This is a genomic window from Pantoea sp. C1E2 (assembly GCF_056491465.1).
Genome location: NZ_JBSZHT010000004.1, coordinates 474,569 through 497,628, shown reverse-complemented (window position 1 = coordinate 497,628; position 23,060 = coordinate 474,569). Strand labels below are relative to the sequence as shown.

General features: G+C 51.8%; 21 protein-coding genes and 2 pseudogenes. 15 read left to right on the top strand and 8 right to left on the bottom strand.

The features are described 5' to 3' along the window. Positions 1-14: 14 nt before the first annotated feature. Positions 15-908 carry a LysR family transcriptional regulator gene (locus ACXI0A_RS23860; protein WP_224932712.1) on the top strand — a complete coding sequence of 298 codons (894 nt, stop codon included), beginning with the start codon at positions 15-17 and terminating at the stop codon, positions 906-908. A gap of 28 nt (positions 909-936) precedes the next feature. Here ACXI0A_RS23860 and ACXI0A_RS23855 read toward each other — a convergent pair whose 3' ends face one another. Beyond that, on the bottom strand, positions 937-1,689 hold the full coding sequence (locus ACXI0A_RS23855) for a FadR/GntR family transcriptional regulator (protein WP_224932711.1): 753 nt from the start codon (positions 1,687-1,689) through the stop codon (positions 937-939). Positions 1,690-1,884: 195 nt separating this feature from the next. On the opposite strand from ACXI0A_RS23855, the gene ACXI0A_RS23850 reads away from it, so the two are divergent. The 7 genes and pseudogenes from ACXI0A_RS23850 to fucP all read left to right on the top strand — a co-directional run bounded on the left by ACXI0A_RS23850 (position 1,885) and on the right by fucP (position 7,991). Next, entirely contained in the window at positions 1,885-2,625 is a 741-nt protein-coding gene (locus tag ACXI0A_RS23850) for an SDR family oxidoreductase (protein ID WP_476146653.1), read from the top strand. 13 nt (positions 2,626-2,638) lie between these two features. Continuing rightward, positions 2,639-3,488: pseudogene (locus ACXI0A_RS23845) on the top strand (fumarylacetoacetate hydrolase family protein). Then, positions 3,485-4,771: an enolase C-terminal domain-like protein gene (locus tag ACXI0A_RS23840; RefSeq protein ID WP_476146657.1), complete on the top strand. Its 1,287-nt coding sequence runs from the start codon at positions 3,485-3,487 to the stop codon at positions 4,769-4,771. Before ACXI0A_RS23845 ends, ACXI0A_RS23840 begins: the two are co-directional and overlap by 4 nt. 1 nt (position 4,772) lies before the next feature. After that, positions 4,773-5,627: an amidohydrolase family protein gene (locus ACXI0A_RS23835; RefSeq protein WP_476146659.1), complete on the top strand. Its 855-nt coding sequence runs from the start codon at positions 4,773-4,775 to the stop codon at positions 5,625-5,627. Beyond that, on the top strand, positions 5,605-6,381 hold the full coding sequence (locus ACXI0A_RS23830; protein WP_476146661.1) for an L-fucose dehydrogenase: 777 nt from the start codon (positions 5,605-5,607) through the stop codon (positions 6,379-6,381). Before ACXI0A_RS23835 ends, ACXI0A_RS23830 begins: the two co-directional genes overlap by 23 nt. After that, positions 6,378-6,728, top strand: a complete 351-nt coding sequence (locus ACXI0A_RS23825) for an L-rhamnose mutarotase (protein ID WP_476146663.1) — start codon at positions 6,378-6,380, stop codon at positions 6,726-6,728. The genes ACXI0A_RS23830 and ACXI0A_RS23825 overlap by 4 nt, the downstream gene beginning before the upstream one ends. Before the next feature lie 36 nt (positions 6,729-6,764). Beyond that, a complete protein-coding gene (fucP, locus tag ACXI0A_RS23820; RefSeq protein ID WP_476146665.1) occupies positions 6,765-7,991 on the top strand; it encodes an L-fucose:H+ symporter permease in 1,227 nt (408 codons plus the stop codon). 316 nt (positions 7,992-8,307) lie between these two features. On the opposite strand, the gene ACXI0A_RS23815 is transcribed toward fucP, so the two are convergent. Both ACXI0A_RS23815 and ACXI0A_RS23810 read right to left on the bottom strand, forming a co-directional pair. Then, complete coding sequence (locus ACXI0A_RS23815) at positions 8,308-8,661, bottom strand: carboxymuconolactone decarboxylase family protein (RefSeq protein ID WP_476147148.1); 354 nt, start codon at positions 8,659-8,661, stop codon at positions 8,308-8,310. A gap of 84 nt (positions 8,662-8,745) precedes the next feature. Then, positions 8,746-9,003, bottom strand: a pseudogene (locus ACXI0A_RS23810) (carboxymuconolactone decarboxylase family protein); the annotation flags it as partial. 173 nt (positions 9,004-9,176) lie between these two features. On the opposite strand from ACXI0A_RS23810, the gene ACXI0A_RS23805 reads away from it, so the two are divergent. Then, entirely contained in the window at positions 9,177-10,070 is an 894-nt protein-coding gene (locus ACXI0A_RS23805; RefSeq protein WP_476146667.1) for a LysR substrate-binding domain-containing protein, read from the top strand. A 564-nt stretch (positions 10,071-10,634) separates the two neighbouring features. After that, positions 10,635-10,916: a hypothetical protein gene (locus ACXI0A_RS23800; RefSeq protein WP_476146669.1), complete on the top strand. Its 282-nt coding sequence runs from the start codon at positions 10,635-10,637 to the stop codon at positions 10,914-10,916. A 423-nt stretch (positions 10,917-11,339) separates the two neighbouring features. Here ACXI0A_RS23800 and ACXI0A_RS23795 read toward each other — a convergent pair whose 3' ends face one another. Continuing rightward, entirely contained in the window at positions 11,340-11,741 is a 402-nt protein-coding gene (locus ACXI0A_RS23795; RefSeq protein ID WP_476146671.1) for a winged helix-turn-helix transcriptional regulator, read from the bottom strand. An 85-nt stretch (positions 11,742-11,826) separates the two neighbouring features. Between ACXI0A_RS23795 and ACXI0A_RS23790 the strand changes: the two genes are divergently transcribed. Continuing rightward, positions 11,827-12,762, top strand: a complete 936-nt coding sequence (locus ACXI0A_RS23790; protein WP_476146673.1) for an NmrA family NAD(P)-binding protein — start codon at positions 11,827-11,829, stop codon at positions 12,760-12,762. 323 nt (positions 12,763-13,085) lie between these two features. On the opposite strand, the gene ACXI0A_RS23785 is transcribed toward ACXI0A_RS23790, so the two are convergent. Beyond that, positions 13,086-13,652: an NAD(P)H-dependent oxidoreductase gene (locus tag ACXI0A_RS23785; protein WP_476146675.1), complete on the bottom strand. Its 567-nt coding sequence runs from the start codon at positions 13,650-13,652 to the stop codon at positions 13,086-13,088. Positions 13,653-14,021: 369 nt separating this feature from the next. Here ACXI0A_RS23785 and ACXI0A_RS23780 point away from each other — a divergent pair, with 369 nt between their 5' ends. Then, on the top strand, positions 14,022-14,543 hold the full coding sequence (locus tag ACXI0A_RS23780; protein ID WP_476146677.1) for a DJ-1/PfpI/YhbO family deglycase/protease: 522 nt from the start codon (positions 14,022-14,024) through the stop codon (positions 14,541-14,543). 99 nt (positions 14,544-14,642) lie between these two features. On the opposite strand, the gene ACXI0A_RS23775 is transcribed toward ACXI0A_RS23780, so the two are convergent. Then, positions 14,643-15,650 (bottom strand): zinc-binding dehydrogenase, encoded by a 1,008-nt coding sequence (locus ACXI0A_RS23775; RefSeq protein WP_476146679.1) that lies wholly within the window; start codon positions 15,648-15,650, stop codon positions 14,643-14,645. A gap of 95 nt (positions 15,651-15,745) precedes the next feature. Here ACXI0A_RS23775 and ACXI0A_RS23770 point away from each other — a divergent pair, with 95 nt between their 5' ends. Next, positions 15,746-16,648, top strand: a complete 903-nt coding sequence (locus tag ACXI0A_RS23770; protein ID WP_476146681.1) for a LysR substrate-binding domain-containing protein — start codon at positions 15,746-15,748, stop codon at positions 16,646-16,648. Between the two features lie 112 nt (positions 16,649-16,760). Here the strand turns inward: ACXI0A_RS23770 and ACXI0A_RS23765 are convergent, their stop codons facing one another. Then, the gene (locus tag ACXI0A_RS23765) at positions 16,761-17,615 is read right to left on the bottom strand and encodes an MmyB family transcriptional regulator (protein WP_476146683.1); all 855 of its coding nucleotides are present in this window, start codon (positions 17,613-17,615) and stop codon (positions 16,761-16,763) included. 116 nt (positions 17,616-17,731) lie between these two features. On the opposite strand from ACXI0A_RS23765, the gene ACXI0A_RS23760 reads away from it, so the two are divergent. Continuing rightward, a complete protein-coding gene (locus ACXI0A_RS23760; protein WP_224932698.1) occupies positions 17,732-19,141 on the top strand; it encodes an MFS transporter in 1,410 nt (469 codons plus the stop codon). A gap of 205 nt (positions 19,142-19,346) precedes the next feature. Beyond that, the gene (gene bamA / locus ACXI0A_RS23755) at positions 19,347-21,785 is read left to right on the top strand and encodes an outer membrane protein assembly factor BamA (protein WP_476146685.1); all 2,439 of its coding nucleotides are present in this window, start codon (positions 19,347-19,349) and stop codon (positions 21,783-21,785) included. A 189-nt stretch (positions 21,786-21,974) separates the two neighbouring features. Here bamA and ACXI0A_RS23750 read toward each other — a convergent pair whose 3' ends face one another. After that, complete coding sequence (locus ACXI0A_RS23750) at positions 21,975-23,057, bottom strand: sn-glycerol-3-phosphate ABC transporter ATP-binding protein UgpC (protein ID WP_476146686.1); 1,083 nt, start codon at positions 23,055-23,057, stop codon at positions 21,975-21,977. Positions 23,058-23,060: the final 3 nt, after the last annotated feature.

Genomic DNA, 23,060 nt, shown 5'->3' with positions numbered 1-23,060 from the left:
ATTGGAGCGAAGGAGTGCTAAGTAACCTCGAAGTGAAGTGGTTCTATGATGTGATTGCCTTAGAAGAATGTCGCAGCTTTACGCTTGCGGCAGAAAGACGAAATATTTCGCAATCCTCGTTTAGCAGAAGGATTCAGGCACTCGAATCTAACCTGGGTTTCAGCGTCTTCAATCGTGAAGTGAATCCGCCACAGTTGACCCCACAGGGCAGAATCTTTGTCGGCTATGCCAGAAATATGCTGGACGATATGGACTTCCAAATCAGCCGAATTAAGGGTGAAGATAAATTAAAGCAAAGCATCCGTATTGATGCGGCGCCTTCGCTTTCCGTCCTGCTGCTGCCCGATATACTGGCGGATTACCGTGACAGCCCCGATAAGGTTTTCTTTGTTGAATCGATTAACGTCAACGATGCAGTCTTTAATCTGAAAGAAGGGAAAAGTGATTTTATCCTGTCTTTTTATAATGAAGAGCTGATGAACTACCCGTTTATCAATCACAAAATCTTCGATTCCGCGCTGCATCTGGTCTCACCCTGTGACCAGCACGGTAAGCCGATATTTTCAATCAATGGCGACACACTACCGCTGGTCAAGTATGCCAATGACAGCTACATGGGGCGTCAGGTCAATCAGGTGATTGATCGCATCCCGAACACCACCTTTATCCTGACCTTTGTCTCTTCGATGAGTGAGTTGCTGAAGAGAATGATCCTCAAAGGCGATGCCGTTGGCTGGCTGCCTGATTACTCGATTCAGCGTGAGCTGGAGGAGAGAAGGCTGGCGATTATGGATCACAGCCTTTCGCTGAAGATTTCGGCTTATGTTTATCGCTCCGGCGCGCGTTTAAATCTGACGGCGGAACGCTTCTGGCGTTATGTGAAGGAGCGAAAGCAAATGAATTCATGAGATTGAATCATTTGCCAGGCAAACAATCTCATTCCTGAGCACGCTCAAACGTCGCTATGACCCGATCAATATGCTTCTTCATCGCCGATCTCGCTGCCTTAGCATCACGATTCTCAAGCGCAGAAAGAATGTCCATATGCTCAGATTCCGAGACGAGCGGCATATCGCTCGGCGTGTAGTGCGCTTGCAACATGCGGAACATGCTGCCATAGCGATGACCGAGCAGGTGGCCGATGATAAATCCATAGGCCGGATTGCCGCTGGCTTGCGCAATGCGGATATGGAATAAGCGGTCGCCTGGATGGGTACGCGATTGCGCACGGTTATCTTCACAGTTTTGCTGATACGCCGCGCGGATCAACGCCAGTTCCTGTTCGCTGGCATGCAACGCGGCCAGCGCGGCGGCCTCTGGCTCGATCAGGCGCCGAGCTTGCAGCAGAGAGAACGGCGGCAGTTCGGTTGAAAAATCAAGATTAATACCCAGCTCATCATCCGGTTCGTTCCATTGATCGCGTCCGGCCTGCATCATTACCGGTTCCTGGGTATTGGAACGCGCTTTCACAATCACGCCATTGCCGACTTTGACATCCACCAGACCAATCACCTCCAACGCGATTAGCGCTTCACGTACCGATGCGCGACTGACCTGAAGCTGTTCAGCCAATTCTCGTTCCGCTGGCAGGCGACTTCCGGGAGGAAATTCGTTGTTGTCGATAAGCTTGATTAGCTGATCCGCTATTTGTCTGTAAAGCCTGGGGTTTTCCATCTTTTTTATCGGCATTACGCGGGTACCTGTCTAAAAAAATTAAGTGATCAGTTGCACAAATAATCATCAGGGCACTTGTCAATGTTACACAATTATCAATAAAACGTAATGCGTAAGCGAAAAAGTAGCCAGCGTTATTTTGCGCTCCCTAAAGGGAAAAATCCACCTTCAATGGCCTGACCATTAGATCTTTGGACCAGAGGAAATGCAATGAATTTACATGGAAAACGCGTGTTGATCACCGCCGCCGGACAAGGTATCGGGCTGGCCAGCGCGCGCTACTTTGCTCAGCAGGGCGCCGAAGTTATCGCCAGCGATATCAACCTCGCCGCGTTACAGGATTTACCCGGCATTCGCGCCTATCAGCTGGATGTGACCGATCGTCAGGCCATTAGCGCGGCGGCGCAGGAGCTTGGCACGCTTGATGTGTTGTTCAACTGTGCCGGTGTGGTTCACAGCGGCGACCTGCTGACATGCAGCGAAAAGGAGTGGCAGTTCGCGCTCGATCTCAACGTCACGGCAATGTTTCGCATGATCCAGGCGTTTTTGCCGGCGATGCTGCAGCAACAGAAAGGGTCGATTATCAACATGTCATCGGTGGCATCAAGCGTAAAGGGCGTGGTTAATCGCTTCGCCTACAGCGCCACCAAAGCGGCGGTGATTGGCCTGACGCGTTCGGTCGCAGCGGACTACATTGGTGATGGGATTCGCTGCAACGCCATCTGCCCCGGCACCATCGATTCGCCGTCGCTGCGCCAGCGTATTGCCGCGCAGGCAGAGGCGGAAGGGCGTAGCGAAGCGGAAGTCTATAACGCCTTTGTCGCGCGTCAGCCTATTGGCCGTATCGGGACGACAGAAGAGATCGCTTATCTGGCAGCGTATCTGGCCTCCGATGCCAGCGCTTATACCACCGGCACGGCTCAGATCATTGATGGCGGCTGGAGCAACTAACAGGAGTGGAAGAATGAAATTATTACGCGTAGGCGAAAAGGGCAAAGAGCGTCCGGCAATGCTGGATGAACAGGGTGAATTGCGTGATTTGTCGCATTTTATTGATGATGTCGCGGGCGAGGCACTTTTGCCGTCTGCGCTGGAGCGACTGCGCCAGCTGCCGCTCAGCGAACTGCCTAAAATCGGTGGGCAGCCGCGCATTGGCGCCTGCGTCGGGCATATTGGCAAATTTATCTGTATCGGCCTGAACTATGCCGATCATGCCGCGGAGACGGGTGCAGCCATCCCACAAGAGCCAGTGGTGTTCGGCAAATGGACCAGTTCCGTGGTCGGGCCCAATGACGCGGTGCGTATTCCACGCGGTTCAGTGAAAACCGATTGGGAAGTGGAACTGGGAGTGGTCATCGGCAAAGGCGGCAGCTACATCCTGGAAGAAGATGCGCTGTCACATGTTGCGGGCTACTGCGTGGTCAATGACGTCTCTGAACGTGAATATCAGATTGAACGCGGCGGCACTCTGGGACAAAGGCAAAGGCTGCGACACTTTTGGTCCGATTGGCCCATGGCTGGTGACCGCTGATGAAATTGCCGATCCGCAGCAGCTCGACCTGTGGCTCGAGGTAGATGGCAAGCGCTATCAAAATGGAAACACCCGCACCATGATCTTCTCGGTTGCACACATCATTAGCTACCTGAGCCGTTTTATGAGCTTACAGCCGGGCGATATCATCTCCACCGGAACACCGCCGGGCGTCGGCATGGGGCAGAAACCACCGGTCTACCTGCGTCCGGGGCAAGTTATCAGTTTGGGCATCGCCGGGCTTGGCGAGCAGCGTCAAATTACTGAGGGTAGCGAAGAATGACCAGACTGACCTCACTGCGTGTCGAAGACATCCGATTTCCCACCTCCGAACACCTGGACGGTTCGGATGCAATGAATCCTGACCCCGATTATTCAGCGGCTTACGTCATCATCGAGACGGATAACGCCGCTATCAGCGGCCACGGGCTGACCTTTACCATTGGACGCGGTAATGAAATTTGTTGTGCAGCTATACGCGCACTGGAACACCTGATCGTCGGGCGCAAGCTGGAGTCGATCACCGCCGATATGGGGCAATTCTGGCGCGACATCACCAGCGACAGCCAGCTGCGTTGGATAGGGCCGGATAAAGGCGCTATTCACCTGGCAACCGGCGCAGTGGTCAACGCGGTATGGGATTTGTGGGCGAAATCAGAAGAAAAACCGCTATGGCGGCTGGTGGCTGATATGTCGCCGCAAGAGCTGGTGCGCTGCATCGACTTTCGCTATCTCACCGACTGCATCACGCCGGATGAAGCACTCGCATTACTCACAGCGCAGCAAGCGGGCAAAGCAGAGCGCATCCGTCAGCTTGAGCAGCATGGTTATCCTTGCTACACCACCTCGGCGGGTTGGCTGGGCTACGACGACGACAAGCTGCGCCGTCTTTGCCAGCAGGCGGTCGACGCCGGATTCTCCCACATCAAACTGAAAGTCGGACGCGATCTCGAAGATGATATTCGCCGCGTGCGCATTGCGCGTGAGGTGCTGGGGCCGGACCGTCAGTTAATGATCGACGCCAACCAGGTATGGGAAGTGAATGATGCGGTGGAGTGGGTACAGAAGCTGGCGTTCGCGCGACCGTGGTTTATTGAAGAACCCACCAGCCCGGATGATATCGAAGGACATCGTAAGATTCGTCAGGGTGTTACGCCGGTCAAGGTCGCAACCGGTGAAATGTGCCAGAACCGCATCATCTTCAAGCAGCTGATTATGCGCGAAGCGATTGATGTCGTGCAGATCGATGCCTGTCGTCTCGGCGGCGTTAATGAAGTGCTGGCGGTGATGCTGATGGCAGCGAAATACCAGCTGCCGGTGTGCCCGCATGCTGGTGGGGTCGGACTGTGCGAATACGTTCAACACCTCTCGATGATCGATTTTGTTTGTATTGCCGGCAGCCATGAAGGCCGGGTTATCGAGTATGTCGACCATCTGCACGAACATTTCATCCATCCGTGTGAGATTCGCGGGGCTGCCTATATGCCGCCCACTGCGCCCGGCTTCTCAATCGAAATGTATCCCGCATCACGCGAGCAGTACCGCTATCGCGCGCAGGGAGGCTGAAGTGCGAATCGACGCTCATCAGCATTTTTGGCACTTTGACGCGGCTGAATACCCGTGGATCGCAGATTCAATGACCTGTCTGCAACAGGATTTTCTGCCAGACGACCTCGCACCGCTGCTGGCGCAACATCAGTTGCAGGGATCGATCGCGGTACAAGCTCGGCAGTGCGTGGGCGAAACGCAACAATTGTTGCAGTGGGCGCAGCAGCAACCCGCAACGCAGGTGATTGGCTGGATCGATATCTCGGCCACGGACCTGGCAGAGCAGTTACTGGCATTGCAGCATCCGCGACTTAGGGGTTTTCGCCATCTGGTGCAGGATGAGCGCGATCCCGCAGCATGGTTGCAGCAACCGTCTGTGTCCAGTGGCATCAGCCATCTGCAGCAACAAGATTACGTATGGGAAATGCTGGTGACCTGGCGGCATCTGGCAGACGCTACCCGGTTTGCCGCCCAGCACGATCGCCACTGGCTAGTGCTCGATCACCTGGGAAAACCGGATATGGCGCGCGGCGCTCAGGTGTGGGGCGAGCAGGTTGCGGAACTGGCTGCGATGCCGCACGTGGCCTGCAAATTGTCCGGACTGGTCACCGAGGTCTCACACGGCCAGTGGGATAGCACGCAACTTCGCCCCTTCATTGACGAGGCGCTGGCGCGTTTTGGTCCGCAACGGCTGATGTTTGGTTCAGACTGGCCAGTTTGCCTGCTGGCAGCGGAATATCACGCGGTGGCGCAATTGATAGACGACGCGATAGCGGAGTTATCCGCTGATGAACAGGCCGCCATTTGGGGTAACACGGCCGCGCAGGTCTACAGCCTGACAGGAGAGAATAATGAATCTGTTTTTGCAGGATAAAGTGATCATCGTCACCGGCGGTGGATCGGGCATCGGCGCTGCCATTTCACGTTTGCTGGCTGAAGAGGGGGCGATTCCCGTCATCGTCAGCAACGCGCAGCCAGATGAGATGTGGCTGGCTAGCCTGCGTGAACTACAACCGAAAACGGAAGTGCTGTTGGCCGATCTTTGCGACGAACAAAATTGTCAGCACGCGGTTGAGGCCGTACAGCAGCAGTTTGGTCGCATCGACGGGTTGGTGAATAACGCCGGGGTTAACGATGGCGTTGGACTGGAAGCGGGGCGCAGCGCATTTGTCTCCTCGCTGGAAAAGAACCTTATCCACTATTACCAGATGACGCACTTCTGCCAGCGTGCGCTGGAAAGCAGCCGTGGGGCGATCGTCAACATTGCTTCAAAAACCGCGCTGAGCGGGCAGGGTGGTACCAGCGGCTACTGCGCAGCCAAAGGGGCGATTCTGTCACTGACGCGCGAATGGGCAGTTTCACTGCGTCAGAGCGGCGTGCGAGTGAATGCCGTCATTCCCGCCGAAGTCATGACGCCGCTGTATGAACGCTGGATTAGCACTTTTGCCGATCCGCAAACCGAACTGGAGAAAATCACCCAGCGTATTCCGCTCGGTCAACGTATGACGACTCCGGAGGAGATCGCTAACACGGTGGTCTTTTTGCTGTCGGAGCGCGCTTCTCATACTACCGGCGAGTGGCTGAGCGTCGATGGTGGCTATCTGCATCTCGATCGGGCGCTGTTATGAGTGGCGCAATCGAGCGTTATTGTCAGGCGCTGGATCTGGTGGACGAGGCGGACAAAATTGCCGAATACCAGCGTCTGCATCAGCGCATCTGGCCGGAAGTGGCGCAGCATTTGCGCCAGCACGGCATCGTGAATATGGAGATTTACCGGCTTGGCACACGCCTTTTTATGGTGATGGAGGTGAATGATCGGTTTAACACGCAGGATTTTGCTCAGGCATCTGAACAGGATCCGCATATTCAGCGCTGGGAAGCGCTGATGTGGCAGTTCCAACAGCCAACGCCCTGGACGCCCGAAGGGGAAAAATGGGTGGCGATGGCGCGAATATTCTCTTTGCAGGACCAATAACAACACTTACCGACTGTACCCTACGAGGATATAACCATGTCAACACAACGCGTCGAGACGCCTGAAAATATGGGCGTCAGGGGATCTATTAGCCTGCGCTGGGCGTTTATGCTGATTACCACCCTGTTTTTTATGTGGGGCGTGTCATACGGCCTGCTGGATGTGCTGAATAAACACTTTCAGGAAACGTTAAACGTTACCAAAGCACAATCGGGATTATTACAGGCGGCTTATTTCGGTGCCTATTTTATTGTCGCGCTGCCCGCGGGTTATTTTATGCAGCGTCACGGCTATAAAGCTGGAATATTGGCGGGGTTATCACTGTATGCCATTGGTGCGTTGTTGTTTGTGCCAGCGGCGATGGTCAATAACTTCTCGGTATTCCTGTTTGCATTGTTCGTGCTGGCGTGCGGACTGGGCTGCCTTGAAACTGCCGCGAACCCGTATGCCACGGTGCTGGGCGATCCCAACGGTGCAGAACGTCGTCTCAATCTGGCGCAATCATTTAACGGGTTGGGGCAGTTTGTGGGGCCGATGATTGGTGGCTCGCTGTTCTTTACCCAGGCCAACCAGGATGCGGCACAGGACACCGTCAAAATCACTTATGTAGTGATTGCGTGCGTGGTCATCGCCATTGCGCTGTTATTTAAACGCACCGCCTTGCCGGACATTCGCGAATCCGCCAGCCAACATATTCAGCAGCCCGGCGCCACTTTATGGCAGCAAAAACATTTCGTCGGCGGCGTGATTGCGCAGTTCTTTTATGTTGCCGCTCAGGTTGGAGTGGGCGCTTTCTTCATTAACTACGCCACCGAGCACTGGCACGGCGTGACCAACCAAAGCGCGGCTTATATGCTTTCGGTCGCGATGATCTGCTTTATGCTGGGACGTTTCTTCTCTACCTGGCTGTTGGGCAGGGTGAAACCGGCAGCCATGCTAGCGGCTTATGCGCTGATCAATATTGTGCTGTGTGCCGTTGTGATGCTGGGCGCAGGCGATGTTTCCGTGATTGCATTGATCGCCATCTTTTTCTTTATGTCCACTATGTTCCCCACCATCTTTGCCATGGGCGTAAAAAACCTCGGGCAGGCGACTAAACAGGCCAGCTCATTTATGATCATGGCGATTGTGGGCGGCGCGATTATGCCCTATTTCATGGGACTGATTTCTGACAAAGTCAGTACTGCCGTGGCTTACAGTTTGCCACTGATGTGCTTTGTTGTGGTGTTGGCTTATGCGTTAAGACAGCGCAGACATTCATGAATTAGTGAGTCAGGGTATTATGGGCGATTCATTGGAATCGCCTTATGAATGAACATTACCTGCGAGGCAACAAGCTCCACCTTCTACCTGCCACAACTGTTTGAGGATCTAAAAACTGTTGTTGGTAAGGCACTTCGTATTTCCATTATGCTGGGAAGTCCAGGTCGGGTTGGAGGGATAAAGAACTCGCTGAACAACGGTATAAACCTTTTTACAGAGTCATTCTACGGGCACTAAATGATCCGGTTTGAGCGAGGAGCAGACCTTCAGGCCTTTCCCCGCAACAAAAAAACTGGTGCTAACTGGCTAAACCTAATTAAAGCAGGTTTCGATCATCGAAACTTTCTCTTGCGGAGAAAACACCATTCAACGCTGCCGGGAAACCTGCATAAATAGCCATCTGCTGGATAGCCTCGATAATCTCAACTTCTGTGACGCCTACATTCAAAGCAGCGCTGATATGCACTTTCAATTGAGGTTTGGCTGTTCCTAATGCTGTTAGCAAACTAATAATTGCCAGCTCTTTAGTACGATTATCAATTATCGATCTGGATAAGATATCCCCATATGAAAACTCGATAACGAATCGCGCAAGGTCAGGAGAAATCTCCATTAACTGCTGAGTAACTTGTCTTCCGGCACCAGCACTGATTTCTTCAAGCGCTACCATGCCTTTTTCATACCGATCGTCGGTGGGTGCCAGGACTTCAGGGTTAAACTTGATACCGCATTCAGCAAAGATTTCTTTTGTCAGCATTAAGGCATTACCCGCAGTGGGAAAGCCTGCGAAAACGGCACAGACCAAAATCACCTCAACGATAGCCGCTGGAGTGCATCCCACATTAAGGGCGCCATGGATATGGTATTTCAATTGAGGTATAGCATTCCCCATCCCTGTGAGTGCTGCCACAGTGCACAGCTGCCGAGTCGGTAAGTCCAGTTCCTTACGGGACATGATGTCTCCATAACAGAACTCAACGGTGCAACGAGCAAGGTCTGGTGCAATGGTCATTAACTGATTAAGAGGACCATCAAAATTGGTGCCTCCCACTTTTTTAAGAATTTCTAATCCTGAATCGAAGCGTATAGAAGTAGGCATCATTTTCTCCATTATTCGTTAAGTGGGTGAACTTTAAAATCTAATCAAAGTTAATTCGAATACCATTTTTGTGATACCTTTTCGGTATGAATACTTCAATCGACCTTCGACAATTTCGCTACTTCGTTGCTGTGTGTGATGAGCTAAACTTTGGGCGCGCCGCAAAGCGTTTAAACATATCTCAGCCACCTTTGAGCCGGCAGATTCGCCAACTTGAAGAGCAGTTAGGGGTACAACTATTTATCCGAACAGGCAGCGGGGTTTTGCTCACCAGTGCTGGTGAAGCATTCTTACCCGAGGTCAAAAGTGCATTGTCACAGGCTGAAAAAGCGATCGAAGTGGCAAGGTCAGCAAGAGAGATGGAACAAGGGACATTTGTTATTGGCTATACAACAGTCTTTGATAGAAGCGTTTTCCCTGAAGTTAATGCTCATTTTCAATCCCAATTCTCCGGTTGGAAATTAATCACTAAAGGTGATCACTCGGTGAATCTTGTCAGAGACATCAGGAAAGGAAAGGTAGATGTTGCATTCATTGGTTTGCATACAGAAACTTCTGGTCTTGAATCTGTAGTCATTCATGAGGAATCAATGGTCGTTGCCCTGCCTGCAAACCATCCCCTTGCTCTTAAGCGCAGCATCAGCTTCACCTCACTCAACAACGAAACGATGTTTTGGTTTGAGAGGCATATGAATCCTGGCTTTTATGATTACTGTAAGAACTTTTTCGAAGATATCGGTTTTCGGCCAGTTACTCTTCCCGAGCCTACAGATCATCATATTTTGCTGGGACTTATTTCTGAAGGGCAGGGGTTCGCATTAATACCTGCCTCATTGAAAAATATTAAACGAAAGGGAGTGGTCTTTAGGGAAATAAAGGATGATGCAGCTACGATAAAAATTGGCATCAGTGCTGCTTATCTGAAATCTAACACTTCACCGATTTTAGAGGGGTTACTGTCTTTGATAAAAAGTACGTAACATTTTTAACAATAAAAACTGTTAATTTTAATCTACTGACGTAATTCAGGAACCTGCCTAATTCGAAACAGCGATTAATATGGTGGGTTGTGACTTCTTATCCTGAAGGCCATTGCCCGTCATGATAAAACTCAATAACTTCCGCTCCCGGCAAATAGCTGTCATTCATTTTATAAAATTTTTAAACCCAGTCCCCGGCGAACCGGTTCGTAAGCCTGATTGATCTTACCGTAAATGGATGCGTTTCTTGCCAGAGGGCGTGGCTCTAAAGGCAAAGCAAAAGACCAGGCAGTGAAACGTTGCTAGATTCAGATATCTGCTAAATCTCGTCTTTTCAATATCACTTCTTTAACTCGATTCTTTGGATTCCCAATCTTGCTCCTCACCGGGTGAAATTTTAAATTCAATTCAGGTAACTCGTCCGCACATGAGCTTTCCTCTTGCCGTTATAGAGAGCCATTCTGGCGCTAATGGTGTATTGGGGCAGGAATGAGGGAAGGGGGCTAAAAATTTGACATGAAGGTGATAATTATTATCATTCAAGTAATTGTGAAAGGAGAACACGTGAAAATCTACTGGACCCTAAAAAGCATTCCCGAACTGGCAGGCCTTACCCTATGGGAGCGAGGAAGAAGGTGGCGGAGCGCTTATAAATCAGCTTTCCGTCACTGGCAGACCTGGGCGGGCCTCGCCGTCTGTGGGGCCTTAGGCTACATAGGAACATATTTTTTCGGTATTGCCGGCACCGTAATCCTGGCCGGGCTAGGCGGCTTTGTGTACGGTCAGATTGTGACACGCGTAGTCCTGAAACATTATCGTCATCGGCTGCGCGGCGAAGCCGGCTAATCGCTCAGCTGCAGCCACGTTTTTCCGTCTCTTAAGCGCGCTGTAATGATGAAACCCGTCCATGCATCGTCCTTTTGTGGGCTGAGTAATGAGCATTTACCTTACGTAAACAAAAAATATTCAATATGTAATTAGGGTACTGCTGATTGAACGCTAATTCTGGCAGGGAGCAGACCTGCAGTTTAACGATGTTCACTTTGAGCGAACAGCTTACTTATCCGCACCGAAAGTAAGCTGCAATCTCATAGTAGAGATTTAGTCTGCAGTGAACATTCTTTATCTCGTTAACCGCGTTAAGATATTAACAATAAAAAGCACCATTATATTCAGTGAGATAATAATTTTTAATTACCTGTCCAGGCTAGGTTTTATTTCCATCACACCTTATAGTTTTCTTCTGCCAGAATGTCGCCGCTTGAACATTCAATCACTGTCATATTCTGTTCTCGCTTCCCGGAAATAGCTGGCGGAAGTGATAATCCAGGACCATAAAGGTAACATCCGCAAGAGCATTTCTTTCCCCATATCTGTAATCGTATAAACCACCCGGGGCAATTTTTCCTCGTAATCGTGGCGGGATATGAGCCCGTCCCGCTCCAGATGACGCAGTGTTCGTGTCAGCATTCTTTGAGTGACATCCGTCAAGTAGCGGCGTAACTCTCCATAGCGAAGTGGACCGTTGGTCCCGAGAATATGCAACACGCCCAACGACCAGCGATTACCCGCATGCGCTAGAATCTCTCGTTTTAGGCCCTCATCATCATTACTTAATTCCTCACAGAATTCCTTTGAAAATTGCATCAACGCTTCACGTTCATACGCCATATCACCTCCGGTATCATGCGTGTGCCTAATTGTACCAGGCTATTTCAGCTGTCAGGATGACGTTTTAATACAACAGGAAGCAAGAATGAATACCGAAAAAAAAACTGTAGATACTGTTCTTATACTCGGTGCAGGAGAGCTTGGTCTTCAGGTATTAAGAGCGATGAGCAAGAAAGCGCAGCAAAATAACAATATAAAAATTAGCGTGTTACTCAGAGGCGAAGCCGCTCATGCCATTTCTGGCACACGGAGGTTACGGCTGGATGAACTGATGAAGTCTGGAATTGCTGTGGTCGAAGGCGATCTACAGGAAAACAGCATTGATGAGCTGAGTGAGATCTTTGCCTGTTTCGACACAGTTATCAACTGCAGTGGTTTTGTTGGCGGACCGGGAACGCAGTTAAAGATTACGCAGGCGGTTTTGAAAGCGGCTGTAACCCGCTACTTCCCATGGCAGTTTGGTGTTGATTATGACGTGGTCGGTAAAGGCAGCGGGCAACAAGTCTGGGATGAGCAACTCGAAGTGCGCCACCTTTTACGCCAGCAGAACGTAACAGGGTGGGTCATTGTTTCTACAGGTATTTTTACCAGCTATCTGTTTGAGCCCGGTTTTGGTGTGATTGATGCAAACAACAAAACTGTCTGTGCTCTGGGGGACTGGGAGTACGCAGTAACGTTGACCACTCCTGAAGATATCGGCCTGTTGACGGCGGAAATTTTCTTTCATCAGCCTACTTTCCGCAACGAGATTATTTATATAGCGGGGGATACGCTGACCTACAGTGAGCTCGCTGATTTAATGTGTACCCACTGGGAGACTGAAGTAAACAGAAAATTACTGGACAGGCAAAAGCTCCTGGATGATGTGCAGTACAATCCGCAAGATGTCGGTGCAAATTACCGACTCGCTTTTGCTCGGCCTGACGGAGTGGCCTGGGATAAAAGCAATACTTATAATCAACGTCAGGGAATTGCCACTACAACGGTCAGTCAATGGCTTGCAAATCAGCATAGCACATAGTATTTCGGCGCTGTAAGACTCCATCTGAATCGATGCATATCAATATCAGATACCGGCGCGGTTAATTTAAATTGCCCTTTTTTTAATCGCAAAAAATGACCTTGTCAGTTTTGCTGACAAGGTCATTTTCACATATAACTAATAAAGGCCAGAACTTATAGAAATAGCCCTGACTTACACAAGGGTGGGCCCTCGTCTTGGGTCAAAGTTTCAAAGTCCATTCCGGACATAAATCTGTCCCGAGTCTACAAGGACAGCTAACAGTAGTCATTTGCTTGCGTTCACAATGATTGCCAGTATGAGAATAAATGAGTCCATTTCTTTTACATATTTGATAGTTCATCGTTCTTTGTGATTACCAAATCAATGTTTCTCCATAACTCATTAATTCTTGAGCATATTTGTGAATTTTCAATTAGTGCAAATTCTGTCGAATCAGGAAGTATGTAAGGCGCATCAAGCGTTGCTCTGGGACAGCACTCTTCGCGCAGTACGGCGCCCATAACCCCTAATGTATCTGATAGCTGGGAGTGTGCCAGATGGGCTCGTACAGACAGATTAGGCAACGACAGAGGCTTATCCAGCAACTCACCACTGCTTACAATCCAGTCAAGTGCGTTTTTTATGACGCCGGTGACTCCATGTGCATATTCCGGGCTGGCTAGTAAGACCAGGTCTGCCCTGGAAAGCGCGTTTCTCCAGTGGTCAACAGCAGGCGTCGGTTTAGATTCATCATCAACATTAAAAAGGGGGATTTTGTCCAGTGAGTCGTATATTTCAAATCTGATTCCCACAGGACAAAGTAAAGACATAGCCCGTAAGAAGACGGTATTCAGCGAAGCAGCGCGAAGACTGCCGGATACGCCCAATACATGTTTGACCTTAATCATTCTAATGCGTCCTGAATATTTAAACTGTCTGCCCGGGCAGTTTGATGAGCAAGTATTATCATACTCTTCCAGTTGCTAAGCTCGGTGCTCGCTATAAGACACCATGACATGTTCACTGGAACTTCTGAACAGAATGGGGTAAGCCAGTGGTAAATATGCGACTTACTGTAAGCTGCCCATAACGACTAAAAGTTCATATCCATAATCATCAGTTACATTACTGAAGACGCATCCCCAGTGTCATCTGTTTCACTCCGTAACAATGCCATGACTACCTGCCGCCTGGCTTGCATTCTAAAACATGGCGACCAGACTTGTTGGGTTATCCAGGCCATAAACGCACCGCGTTTTCCCAGCAAGGAGAAGGAAATGAGTAAGAAGATCGCCGTCCTGATCACTGATGAATTTGAAGATTCAGAGTTCACCTCGCCCGCAGAAGCCTATACCAATGCGGGTCATGAGGTCGTGACGATTGAGATGCAAGCGGGAAAGATTGTGAAAGGGAAGCAAGGTAAAGCCGAAGTCACCATTGACAAGGATATTGATCACGTTAACGCCGCCGAATTCGATGCATTACTGCTGCCCGGGGGACACTCGCCTGATGCACTGCGCGGTGATGACCGATTTGTGAATTTCACCAAAGAATTTGTCGCGAGCGGCAAACCGGTATTCGCAATTTGTCACGGTCCGCAGTTGCTCATTAGCGCCAATGGTGTGCGCGGCCGCAAGATGACTTGCGTTAAAGCCATCGCCATTGATTTGCGGAACGCGGGGGCAGACTTTTATGATCAGGAAGTGGTCGTCGATGACGATAAGCTCATCACCAGCCGCACACCGGATGATCTTCCTGCGTTTAATCGCGAAGCGTTACGAATTCTAAACGCGTCCTGAGCGTGCAAACCAGTGTTAGCGCTGGCAAGTGGGTCGCCATAATGGCGACCTTGCTGTGATTTGTGAGACTTCAAGGGCGTTTACTGCGATCCCGAACAGTTACACATTTAAATCAATCACCACTTTCCCAACGTGCCCGGCAGATTGCAGGTAACGATAAGCCTGCTGCGTATCCTTAAAGCCAAACACACGATCAACCTCCGGCACAATCCCTGCAGTCTCAATCGCTCTCACCGCCGCCCGCAGATCCGCTGTTGAACCGGTATTATTCCCCACGATATTCAACATCTTCTGCATAATCGGCAGTACCGGCACAGTTAACTCTGCACCACCCATAAACCCAATCACAAAAATCGTTCCGTTATAGGCGGCAGCACTGATCGATTTTGCGAAAGTCGCCGCACCAACTGACTCCAGCACCAGATCCGCACCCTGACCGTGCGTCAGCTCCAGCACCCGTTTATCCCACTCGGGATCATCGCGGTAATTAATCGCTTCATCGGCACCCAGTGCTTTCACTCTCGCCAGTTTTTCATTGGAAGAGGAGAGCATAATCACCCGTGCGCCCGCAGCTTTGGCGTATTGCAGCGAAAACAGACTCACGCCACCCGTCCCGAGCAACAGCACGGTACTGCCGGGCTGAACCTTACCGCGAACGATGGCGTTCCAGGCCGTCGTCGCAGCTATCGGCAGCGTGGCGGCCTGCTGCCAGCTGAGAGAATCAGGGATGCGCACTAATGAAGCAGCCGGAACAACGGCATACTCCGCCAGCCCGCCATTATCGGTTACACCGCGCAGGGCGTGATGATGTTCAGCGCGAATCAAACCCGCATGCCAGCTTTGCATCATACCCGGCACAACGCGCTCACCGATTTGCCAGTCGCTCATATCCGGCCCCAATTCAACAATCTCACCTGCGCTGTCAGCACCCGGAATAATGGGCTGCGCGATGGCACCAAACTGACCCGTTGCTAGTGCCAAATCGAGGTAGTTGAGGCTCACCGCATGCTGACGTATTAACACCTCACCATGGCCTGGCTGTGGGCGCGGCAGTTCAGTGATATTCAGGGCATCGATGTTGAGCGCTGTTAGTTGGATAGCTCGCATAAAATTCTCCTGTTTTCAAAGTACAGCCAGTGTGGCGCAAAAACAGGCGCTATAATCGATGTCAAAACCAAATGACTGTTGCACAGGGAGCAATAATGCAGGATGACGATTTCCGCCAACGCGAAGCTTTTTTAGCGGTAGTGCGTGCAGGCACCTTCAGTGCTGGGGCGCGTGAGCTAGGACGGGATGTCTCGGTGGTGTCGCGCCGCATAGCTGCCCTGGAAAAACGGCTGGGCATTCGCCTGATCGAACGCACCACGCGACGCATACGTCCCACGGAAGAAGGGCAGCGCTATCGGCAGAAAATCGAACTTGCCGATGAGCTATTACGGGAAGCGGAAGAGGAAGCGCGGGCTTTGGCCGCACGTCCGGCGGGTACCATCCGCTTAACCGTGCCAGCCTCTTTTGGTCGCAGTTGGGTGGCACAGGCGTTGCCCGGTTTTTTGCAGGCCTATCCCGATATTCGCATCGTGCTGAATTGCAGCGACCGCTATGTCGATTTGCTGGGGGACAATTTTGATATGGCGATCCGCATCGGCGTGCTCACGGATAGCCGACTGATAGCGCGGAAGCTGGCGGACACCAGCCGGATGCTGTGTGTGGCGCCAGACTATCTGGAACGTCATCCTGCGCTAAGCCAGCCACAGGATCTCCGCCAGCACGACTGTCTGGGGTTTACCCCGATGCACAGTTGGCCGGAATGGCGCCTGGAGAAAGACGGTCATCAGATAGCCGTACCCGTGCAAACCCGGTTTGAGAGCGATGAGATGGATGCACTGGTGCTGGCTGCTCAGGCTGGCATGGGCGTATTACTGGCGGCCAACTGGCTGGTGCAAAAGGAGCTGGCTGAAGGATCGCTGGTGCCGGTGCTAGCTGACTGGCAGGCAGTTGGGGAAGATGGCGTCTGGCTGATGAAACCCTCCAGCCAACTGCAGTCGGCGAAAATCAGTGCCTTGACAGAATGGCTGGTGGCCTGGTTTGCGGAAAAGCGCTGGTAGTGTCAAATCCCTGGCGTAATTCTAAGGCGAAGTGGCTGCAGCGGCCTGAAGGCCGTTACTGCCGTTTGCCTCAGTGGATGCCGGGCATGGTGACGCTGGTGGTCAATAACCGCTATCCCTTCATCAATCTTTGCAGCGACGCCGCACTCTGCTCATCATCAGGCACATACACCAGCAGGCGGTCACCGTTGCGTGAAGCAGACCACCAGTTATTCTGGCGCAGCGTCATCTCTCCGACTTCCTGGCGATAAAAGCGCTTCAGGCGGTTCTCCACCTTGCCCAATTCGTAGCGCTGCCAGGTTTGCGCGAACTCATCAGAGCTATTCAGCAAACGTGCGAGAAAGCTTTCCCAGTGCGGATCGCCAAGGTGTTCGCCCATCTGACCACGAAACATCGCCACCATCTGCGGCATCACGTCGTCCCAGTCGCTCATCGCTTTTCGCCAGGCAGGATGATTGAACGCCAGCCAGATGCAGTTACGATTTTCCACTGCGATCCCGGCCAGATCCACATCCATCAGCGCACACCACGCCGCGTTGTAGCCGAGGATATCGAAACGAGGCGTCTCAATAATCGCAGGTAACTGGATGGCGTCCAGCATCTGCTGATTATGCGCCGCGATTTTGCAGCAGGCAGCAGCCACCCGCACCGAGGGCAACGAGTGTCCGGCAAGGGAAAACAGATGCTGTGTCTCGACATCATTGCACTGCAATGCCGTGGCAATGGCGGTTAGAGTTTTTGGCGAGGCTTTGATATCCCGCCCCTGTTCCAGCCACGTGTACCAGGTCACGCCGACATCCGCTAGCTGCGCCACTTCTTCACGGCGTAAACCGGGCGTGCGGCGGTGGCGCATATGCGGCAAACCCAGACGGTTTGGATCGAGGCTTTCACGACGCGTGCGTAAAAAAGTGCCAAGCAGTTTTCGATTGTTGTGTTCAGCCGTGACGGGGGCAATAGCCGTGCTCATAAGCAGATCTCCAAACGAGACGGGTAGTGTTTATACCATGATAAACAAGAACTGGTACCCGTTTAATAGTTAGGTGATGCTATGCCGTACTGCACTTAAAAACAAGGTTAAAACCGATGCACACATCGCAACTTCAACGCGCGGGACTGGTGGTCCTGCTGGCAGGGCAACTCCTGCCCATGATCGACTTTTCCATTGTCAATGTGGCGCTGGATGCCATGGCGCATACTTTGCGCGCCACATCGATTGAGCTGGCGCTGATTGTCGCCGTGTACGGCATTGCTTTCGCCATCTGCCTGGCGATGGGCGGACGCCTGGGGGACAATTACGGACGTCGTCGGGTTTTCCTGGCAGGAGTATGGATCTTCGGTATTGCATCTTTATTATGCGGCATCGCCAACAGCGTCGGCCTGTTGATGTTTGCTCGCGCATTGCAGGGGGTCGGCGCGGCATTCATTGTGCCGCAAATTCTCGCCACCATGCACGTGACCATGAAGGGCAGGGAGCACGCACGCGCCATTGGTCTCTACGGGGGCATTGGTGGGCTGGCGTTTATCATCGGCCAGGTGTTGGGTGGATTCCTGATCAAAGCAGATATCGGCGGCTACGGCTGGCGCAGCGTGTTCCTGATCAACCTGCCGATTTGCCTGTTTGTGCTGATCACGGCGCGTCGTTTTGTGCCTGAAACGCACAATAACCAGCGTGTGCCGGTGGATATCAGCGGCACCTTGCTGTTAGCGGGCGCGATTGGCTGTTTAATGCTGGCGCTCGCGCTCGGTCCGCTTCTGCACTGGTCATGGCCGTGCATTCTGCTGCTGGTGCTGTTCCCGGTGTTATTGCATCGCCTGCGTCAGAGTTCGCTGCGTCTGGAAGCGGAAGGCGGTTCGCCGTTGCTGCCACCTTCGCTGCTGCGTCTGCCAAGCGTCCGCTTTGGTTTAACCCTGGCGGTACTGTTCTTCTCCTGCTGGAGCGGCTTTATGTTTGCAGTGGCGCTGACGCTGCAGTCGGGCATCGGTTTAACCGCCTTTGAGTCTGGCAACGCATTCATCGCACTGGGCGCTGCCTACTTTATCGGCGCGATGCGTTCGACGCGCATGGTTGAGCGTTTTGGTAAACGCACCACGCTATTGATGGGCTGCGGTATCCAGATGGTCGGTTTGATCGCCCTGATCGCCACTTTCCAGTTTGCCTGGCCAGCTGTCGGCGTCTTTACTTTGATGCCCGCCACCATCCTGATTGGTTTTGGTCAGTCATTTATCGTCAGCACCTTCTACCGTATTGGCATGAGCGGTGTACCGCATCATCAGGCGGGCGCGGGTAGTGCGGTGTTATCCACCGTACAACAGTCGGCACTGGGTTTAGGGCCGATGCTATTGGGTGGTGTTTTCACACAGATTAACGTGCATGGCAATCATCTGGCAGCCATCTCCGGCACCCTGGGCGTGGAGCTGTTAATGATGGTGACGCTGGTGATTTTGACCAGTCTGAACCGTCGTACTTTTCAACCGGTGACGGCGGAAGGGTAATCCTTATGCAGTGATTTCTGCAGCGGCTTTTCAGCTTACTGTAAGGTAAGCGAAAATCCGTTGATTGCGCTGAATTTACCTTTGGCGCAGTGGTCTTTTTTCCGGAACATATCGCCGCAACTAACGGGCTGAACCGCGTGTTCAGCCCGTTTTTTTGTGGTGCGGCAGAAATGCGTTGAATGGAAAAACGGCAGGCTCATAGCAGATGAAAAAGATGTTAACCGGGTTACTTTTCATGGTAACCACCACAGCCTTTGGTGCAGACGATTTCACCCTCAGGGATATTCACTTTGACGGCTTGCAGCGCGTAGCACCGGGTGCGGCAATGCTGAGTATGCCGGTACGCGTGGGCGATCGCGTCTCGGATGACGATATTCGCAACACCATTCGAGCGCTCTTTGCCACTGGCAACTTCGAAGATGTACAAGTGCTGCGCGATGGCGATGCGCTGCTGATCCGCGTGAAAGAACGTCCGGCCATTGCCAATATTTCCTTCTCCGGCAACAAGGCGATCAAAGAAGATCAGTTGAAGCAAAATCTGGATGCTACCGGTGTGCGAGTCGGTGAAGCGCTGGATCGCACCACGCTCTCGGACATCGAAAAAGGGCTGGAAGATTTTTACTACAGCGCGGGAAAATACACTGCCAGCGTCAAAGCCGTGGTCACGCCGTTACCACGCAATCGTGTTGACCTGAAGTTCGTGTTTACCGAAGGTGTGTCAGCGAAGATTCAGCAGATCAATATTGTCGGCAATCACGCCTTCTCATCTGATGAATTAATTTCTCATTTCCAGCTGCGTGATGATGTGCCGTGGTGGAATTTAATTGCCGATCAGAAATATCAGAAACAAAAACTGTCCGGCGATTTAGAAACGCTGCGTAGCTATTATCTCGATCGCGGCTTCGCACGATTTAATATTGATTCCACGCAAGTGAGTTTAACGCCTGATAAGAAAAGTATTTATCTGACGGTCAATATTCATGAAGGGGATGTGTACCATATTTCCGATGTCATCCTGAACGGTGATATGGCGGGACACTCCGCTGAAATTGAGAAGCTGGCACATATACCGTCTGGTGCGTTGTACAGCGGTGCCAAAATTACCGAGAACGAAGGCGCGATCAAAGCGCTGCTCGGTCGCTACGGCTATGCCTTTCCGCAGGTCAGTTCTCAGCCTGAAATTAACGATGCAGACAAAACCGTCAAGCTACACGTCAATGTAGAAGCGGGGCATCGTTTCTACGTGCGTCAGGTGAAGTTCAGCGGCAATGACACCTCAAAGGATTCGGTGCTGCGCCGTGAGATGCGTCAGATGGAAGGCTCCTGGCTGGCCAGCGATGCGGTCGATCAAGGCAAGGCGCGCCTCAATCGCACCGGTTATTTCGAAAGTGTGGATGTCGATACTCAGCGTGTACCGGGCAGTCCGGATCAGGTCGACGTGGTGTACAAGGTCAAAGAGCGTAATACCGGTACCTTCAACGTCGGTCTCGGCTACGGCACCGACAGCGGTATCAGTTATCAGCTTGGCGTCAGCCAGGATAACTGGATGGGCACCGGCAATACCGTGAGTTTTAGCGGCACCAAAAACAGTTATCAAACCTATGTTGAGATTGCCGCCACCAATCCGTACTTCACCGTGGATGGCGTCAGCTTAGGCGGCAAGCTGTTCTACAACGATTACAGCGCTGAAGATAATGACCTGTCTGAATATACGCTGAAGAGTTTTGGTGCCAGCAGCACATTAAGCTTCCCGATCAGCGAAAACAGTAATCTGAGTTCAGGACTGGATTATAGCTACAACCGCGTCAGCAATATGGCACCACAGGTCTCGATGTGGCGCTATCTGGGATCGCAGGGCATCCATCCGAAAGTGATCACCACCAATGAAGATGATGACGACGATTACGCCACCAGCGATGAGAAGTTTGTCGCTAATGATTTCTTCTGGAACATTGGCTGGAACTACAACTCGTTGGATCGTGGTTTCTTCCCAACGTCGGGCGTCACGGCTGGATTTAATACCAAGGTGACGATCCCCGGATCAACCAACAGCTATTACAAAAGTACGCTGAGTGCCAATGCTTACTTACCGTTGAGTAATGACCATCGTTGGGTGCTGATGGGCCGAACTAAAGCGGGCTATGCGGATGGATTTGGTGGTAAAGAAGTGCCGTTCTATGACAACTTCTATGCCGGTGGATCCAGTTCCGTGCGTGGTTTCTCGTCGAATACCATTGGTCCAAAAGCGGCCTATTACAGCTGTGCTGGCATTGAAAGCAGCTACGGTAATTGTGCGGTGTCTAAATCAGATGACGCAGTAGGCGGTAACGCCATGGCAGTGGCGAGCGCGGAATTAATTGTTCCAACGCCGTTTGTCAGCGATCGCTATGCGGATTCACTGCGTACCTCGTTCTTTGTCGACGCCGGTACCGTCTGGGATACCAAATGGGAAAATACCGCGGCAACGCGCGCGGCTGGCATTCCGGATTATGGTGATCCAAGTGAAATTCGTGTTTCCAGCGGTCTGGCATTGCAATGGCAATCGCCGCTTGGTCCGCTGGTGTTCTCTTACGCCTTACCGATCAAGAAATATGAAGGCGATAAGTCCGAGCAGTTCCAGTTTAATATCGGGAAAACCTGGTAGCGGTTATTTGTTTGTTAAATAACGAAGTAAGATTTACGTTATCTTTAAACAGAGAGAACAGAATTAAATAGCCGTTTGCGTAAAATAGTCAGGGTACGGTGCTTAGGGAATGAGTGCCTGCCACCATCGTTGTTATGCATTTTCTGTCAATATATTTCGCCACCCATTTGGGTGGCTTTTTTATATTATTTAACCTTCGCTCAAACGTAATCCGGTTTCCGCATCAAACAGATGAATCTTCTCGGCATTTAATCCAAGACGAATCTGGTCGCCACTTACCGCAGTATGACGCCCGGCGATCTGCATATGCATCGCGTGGCCGTGCCATTCGAGATGCAACAACGTCGATTCACCGGTGATTTCAATCACTTTTACCGCAGCTTGTGCGCGAGTTTCGGCTTCCAGCAAATCGTGCGGACGCACGCCCAGCGTCACCTTAGCTCCTTCGCGATCGCGTGCCGCCGCTTGCCAGCGCAAAGGCAGCGGTTGCCAGAGATCCTGACACTGCACGCCGGGAATGCCATCGCGGGTGATCAATTGCGCCGGTAGCAGGTTCATCGGTGGTGAACCGATAAAACGGGCCACGAAGGTATCTGCCGGACGGTCATAAATTGCCAGCGGCGCACCCTGCTGCACAATACGACCCTCTTTCATCACCACAATCTGATCCGCCAGCGTCATGGCTTCTACCTGATCGTGCGTGACATACACCATGGTGGTTTTGAAGCGCTGGTGCAGCGATTTGATCTCCGCACGCAACTCCATCCTCAGCTGTGCATCGAGGTTAGACAACGGCTCATCAAACAGAAACACCTGCGGATTGCGCACCATCGCGCGGCCCATCGCCACACGCTGGCGCTGCCCGCCGGACAACGCACGCGGATAGCGCCCCAGTAACTTATCGATGCCGAGAATCCCGGCGATGCGCTCGATTTTGCTCTGCTGCTCTTCGCGCTTTACTTTCTTCACCTGCATATGAAACGCAAGGTTTTCCGCCACCGTCAGATGCGGATAGAGCGCATAGCTTTGAAACACCATGGCCATGTCACGATCGGCCGGATCGCGATCGTTGATTTGCACTTTATCCATCATAATCGCGCCGTCCGACAGACTCTCCAGACCGGCGAGCAGGCGTAATAAAGTGGATTTTCCACAGCCGGATGGGCCGACCAGCACGGTAAAACTGCCGTCGGGAATGGTGAGATCGAGCGGATGCAGAACCGATTGTTTGCCGTAGCGCTTAGCCACTTTTACGAGTTCAACACTGGCCATGAT

Coding starts and splice junctions, on each gene's coding strand:
- ACXI0A_RS23750 (WP_476146686.1), bottom strand. CDS start 23,057: ATGGCCAGTGTTGAACTCGTAAAAGTGGCTAAGCGCTACGGCAAACAA.
- ACXI0A_RS23780 (WP_476146677.1), top strand. CDS start 14,022: ATGAGTAAGAAGATCGCCGTCCTGATCACTGATGAATTTGAAGATTCA.
- ACXI0A_RS23760 (WP_224932698.1), top strand. CDS start 17,732: ATGCACACATCGCAACTTCAACGCGCGGGACTGGTGGTCCTGCTGGCA.
- bamA (WP_476146685.1), top strand. CDS start 19,347: ATGAAAAAGATGTTAACCGGGTTACTTTTCATGGTAACCACCACAGCC.
- ACXI0A_RS23825 (WP_476146663.1), top strand. CDS start 6,378: ATGAGTGGCGCAATCGAGCGTTATTGTCAGGCGCTGGATCTGGTGGAC.
- ACXI0A_RS23830 (WP_476146661.1), top strand. CDS start 5,605: ATGAATCTGTTTTTGCAGGATAAAGTGATCATCGTCACCGGCGGTGGA.
- ACXI0A_RS23795 (WP_476146671.1), bottom strand. CDS start 11,741: ATGGCGTATGAACGTGAAGCGTTGATGCAATTTTCAAAGGAATTCTGT.
- ACXI0A_RS23775 (WP_476146679.1), bottom strand. CDS start 15,650: ATGCGAGCTATCCAACTAACAGCGCTCAACATCGATGCCCTGAATATC.
- ACXI0A_RS23765 (WP_476146683.1), bottom strand. CDS start 17,615: ATGAGCACGGCTATTGCCCCCGTCACGGCTGAACACAACAATCGAAAA.
- ACXI0A_RS23785 (WP_476146675.1), bottom strand. CDS start 13,652: ATGATTAAGGTCAAACATGTATTGGGCGTATCCGGCAGTCTTCGCGCT.
- ACXI0A_RS23855 (WP_224932711.1), bottom strand. CDS start 1,689: ATGCCGATAAAAAAGATGGAAAACCCCAGGCTTTACAGACAAATAGCG.
- fucP (WP_476146665.1), top strand. CDS start 6,765: ATGTCAACACAACGCGTCGAGACGCCTGAAAATATGGGCGTCAGGGGA.
- ACXI0A_RS23850 (WP_476146653.1), top strand. CDS start 1,885: ATGAATTTACATGGAAAACGCGTGTTGATCACCGCCGCCGGACAAGGT.
- ACXI0A_RS23840 (WP_476146657.1), top strand. CDS start 3,485: ATGACCAGACTGACCTCACTGCGTGTCGAAGACATCCGATTTCCCACC.
- ACXI0A_RS23770 (WP_476146681.1), top strand. CDS start 15,746: ATGCAGGATGACGATTTCCGCCAACGCGAAGCTTTTTTAGCGGTAGTG.
- ACXI0A_RS23805 (WP_476146667.1), top strand. CDS start 9,177: ATGAATACTTCAATCGACCTTCGACAATTTCGCTACTTCGTTGCTGTG.
- ACXI0A_RS23815 (WP_476147148.1), bottom strand. CDS start 8,661: ATGGTAGCGCTTGAAGAAATCAGTGCTGGTGCCGGAAGACAAGTTACT.
- ACXI0A_RS23790 (WP_476146673.1), top strand. CDS start 11,827: ATGAATACCGAAAAAAAAACTGTAGATACTGTTCTTATACTCGGTGCA.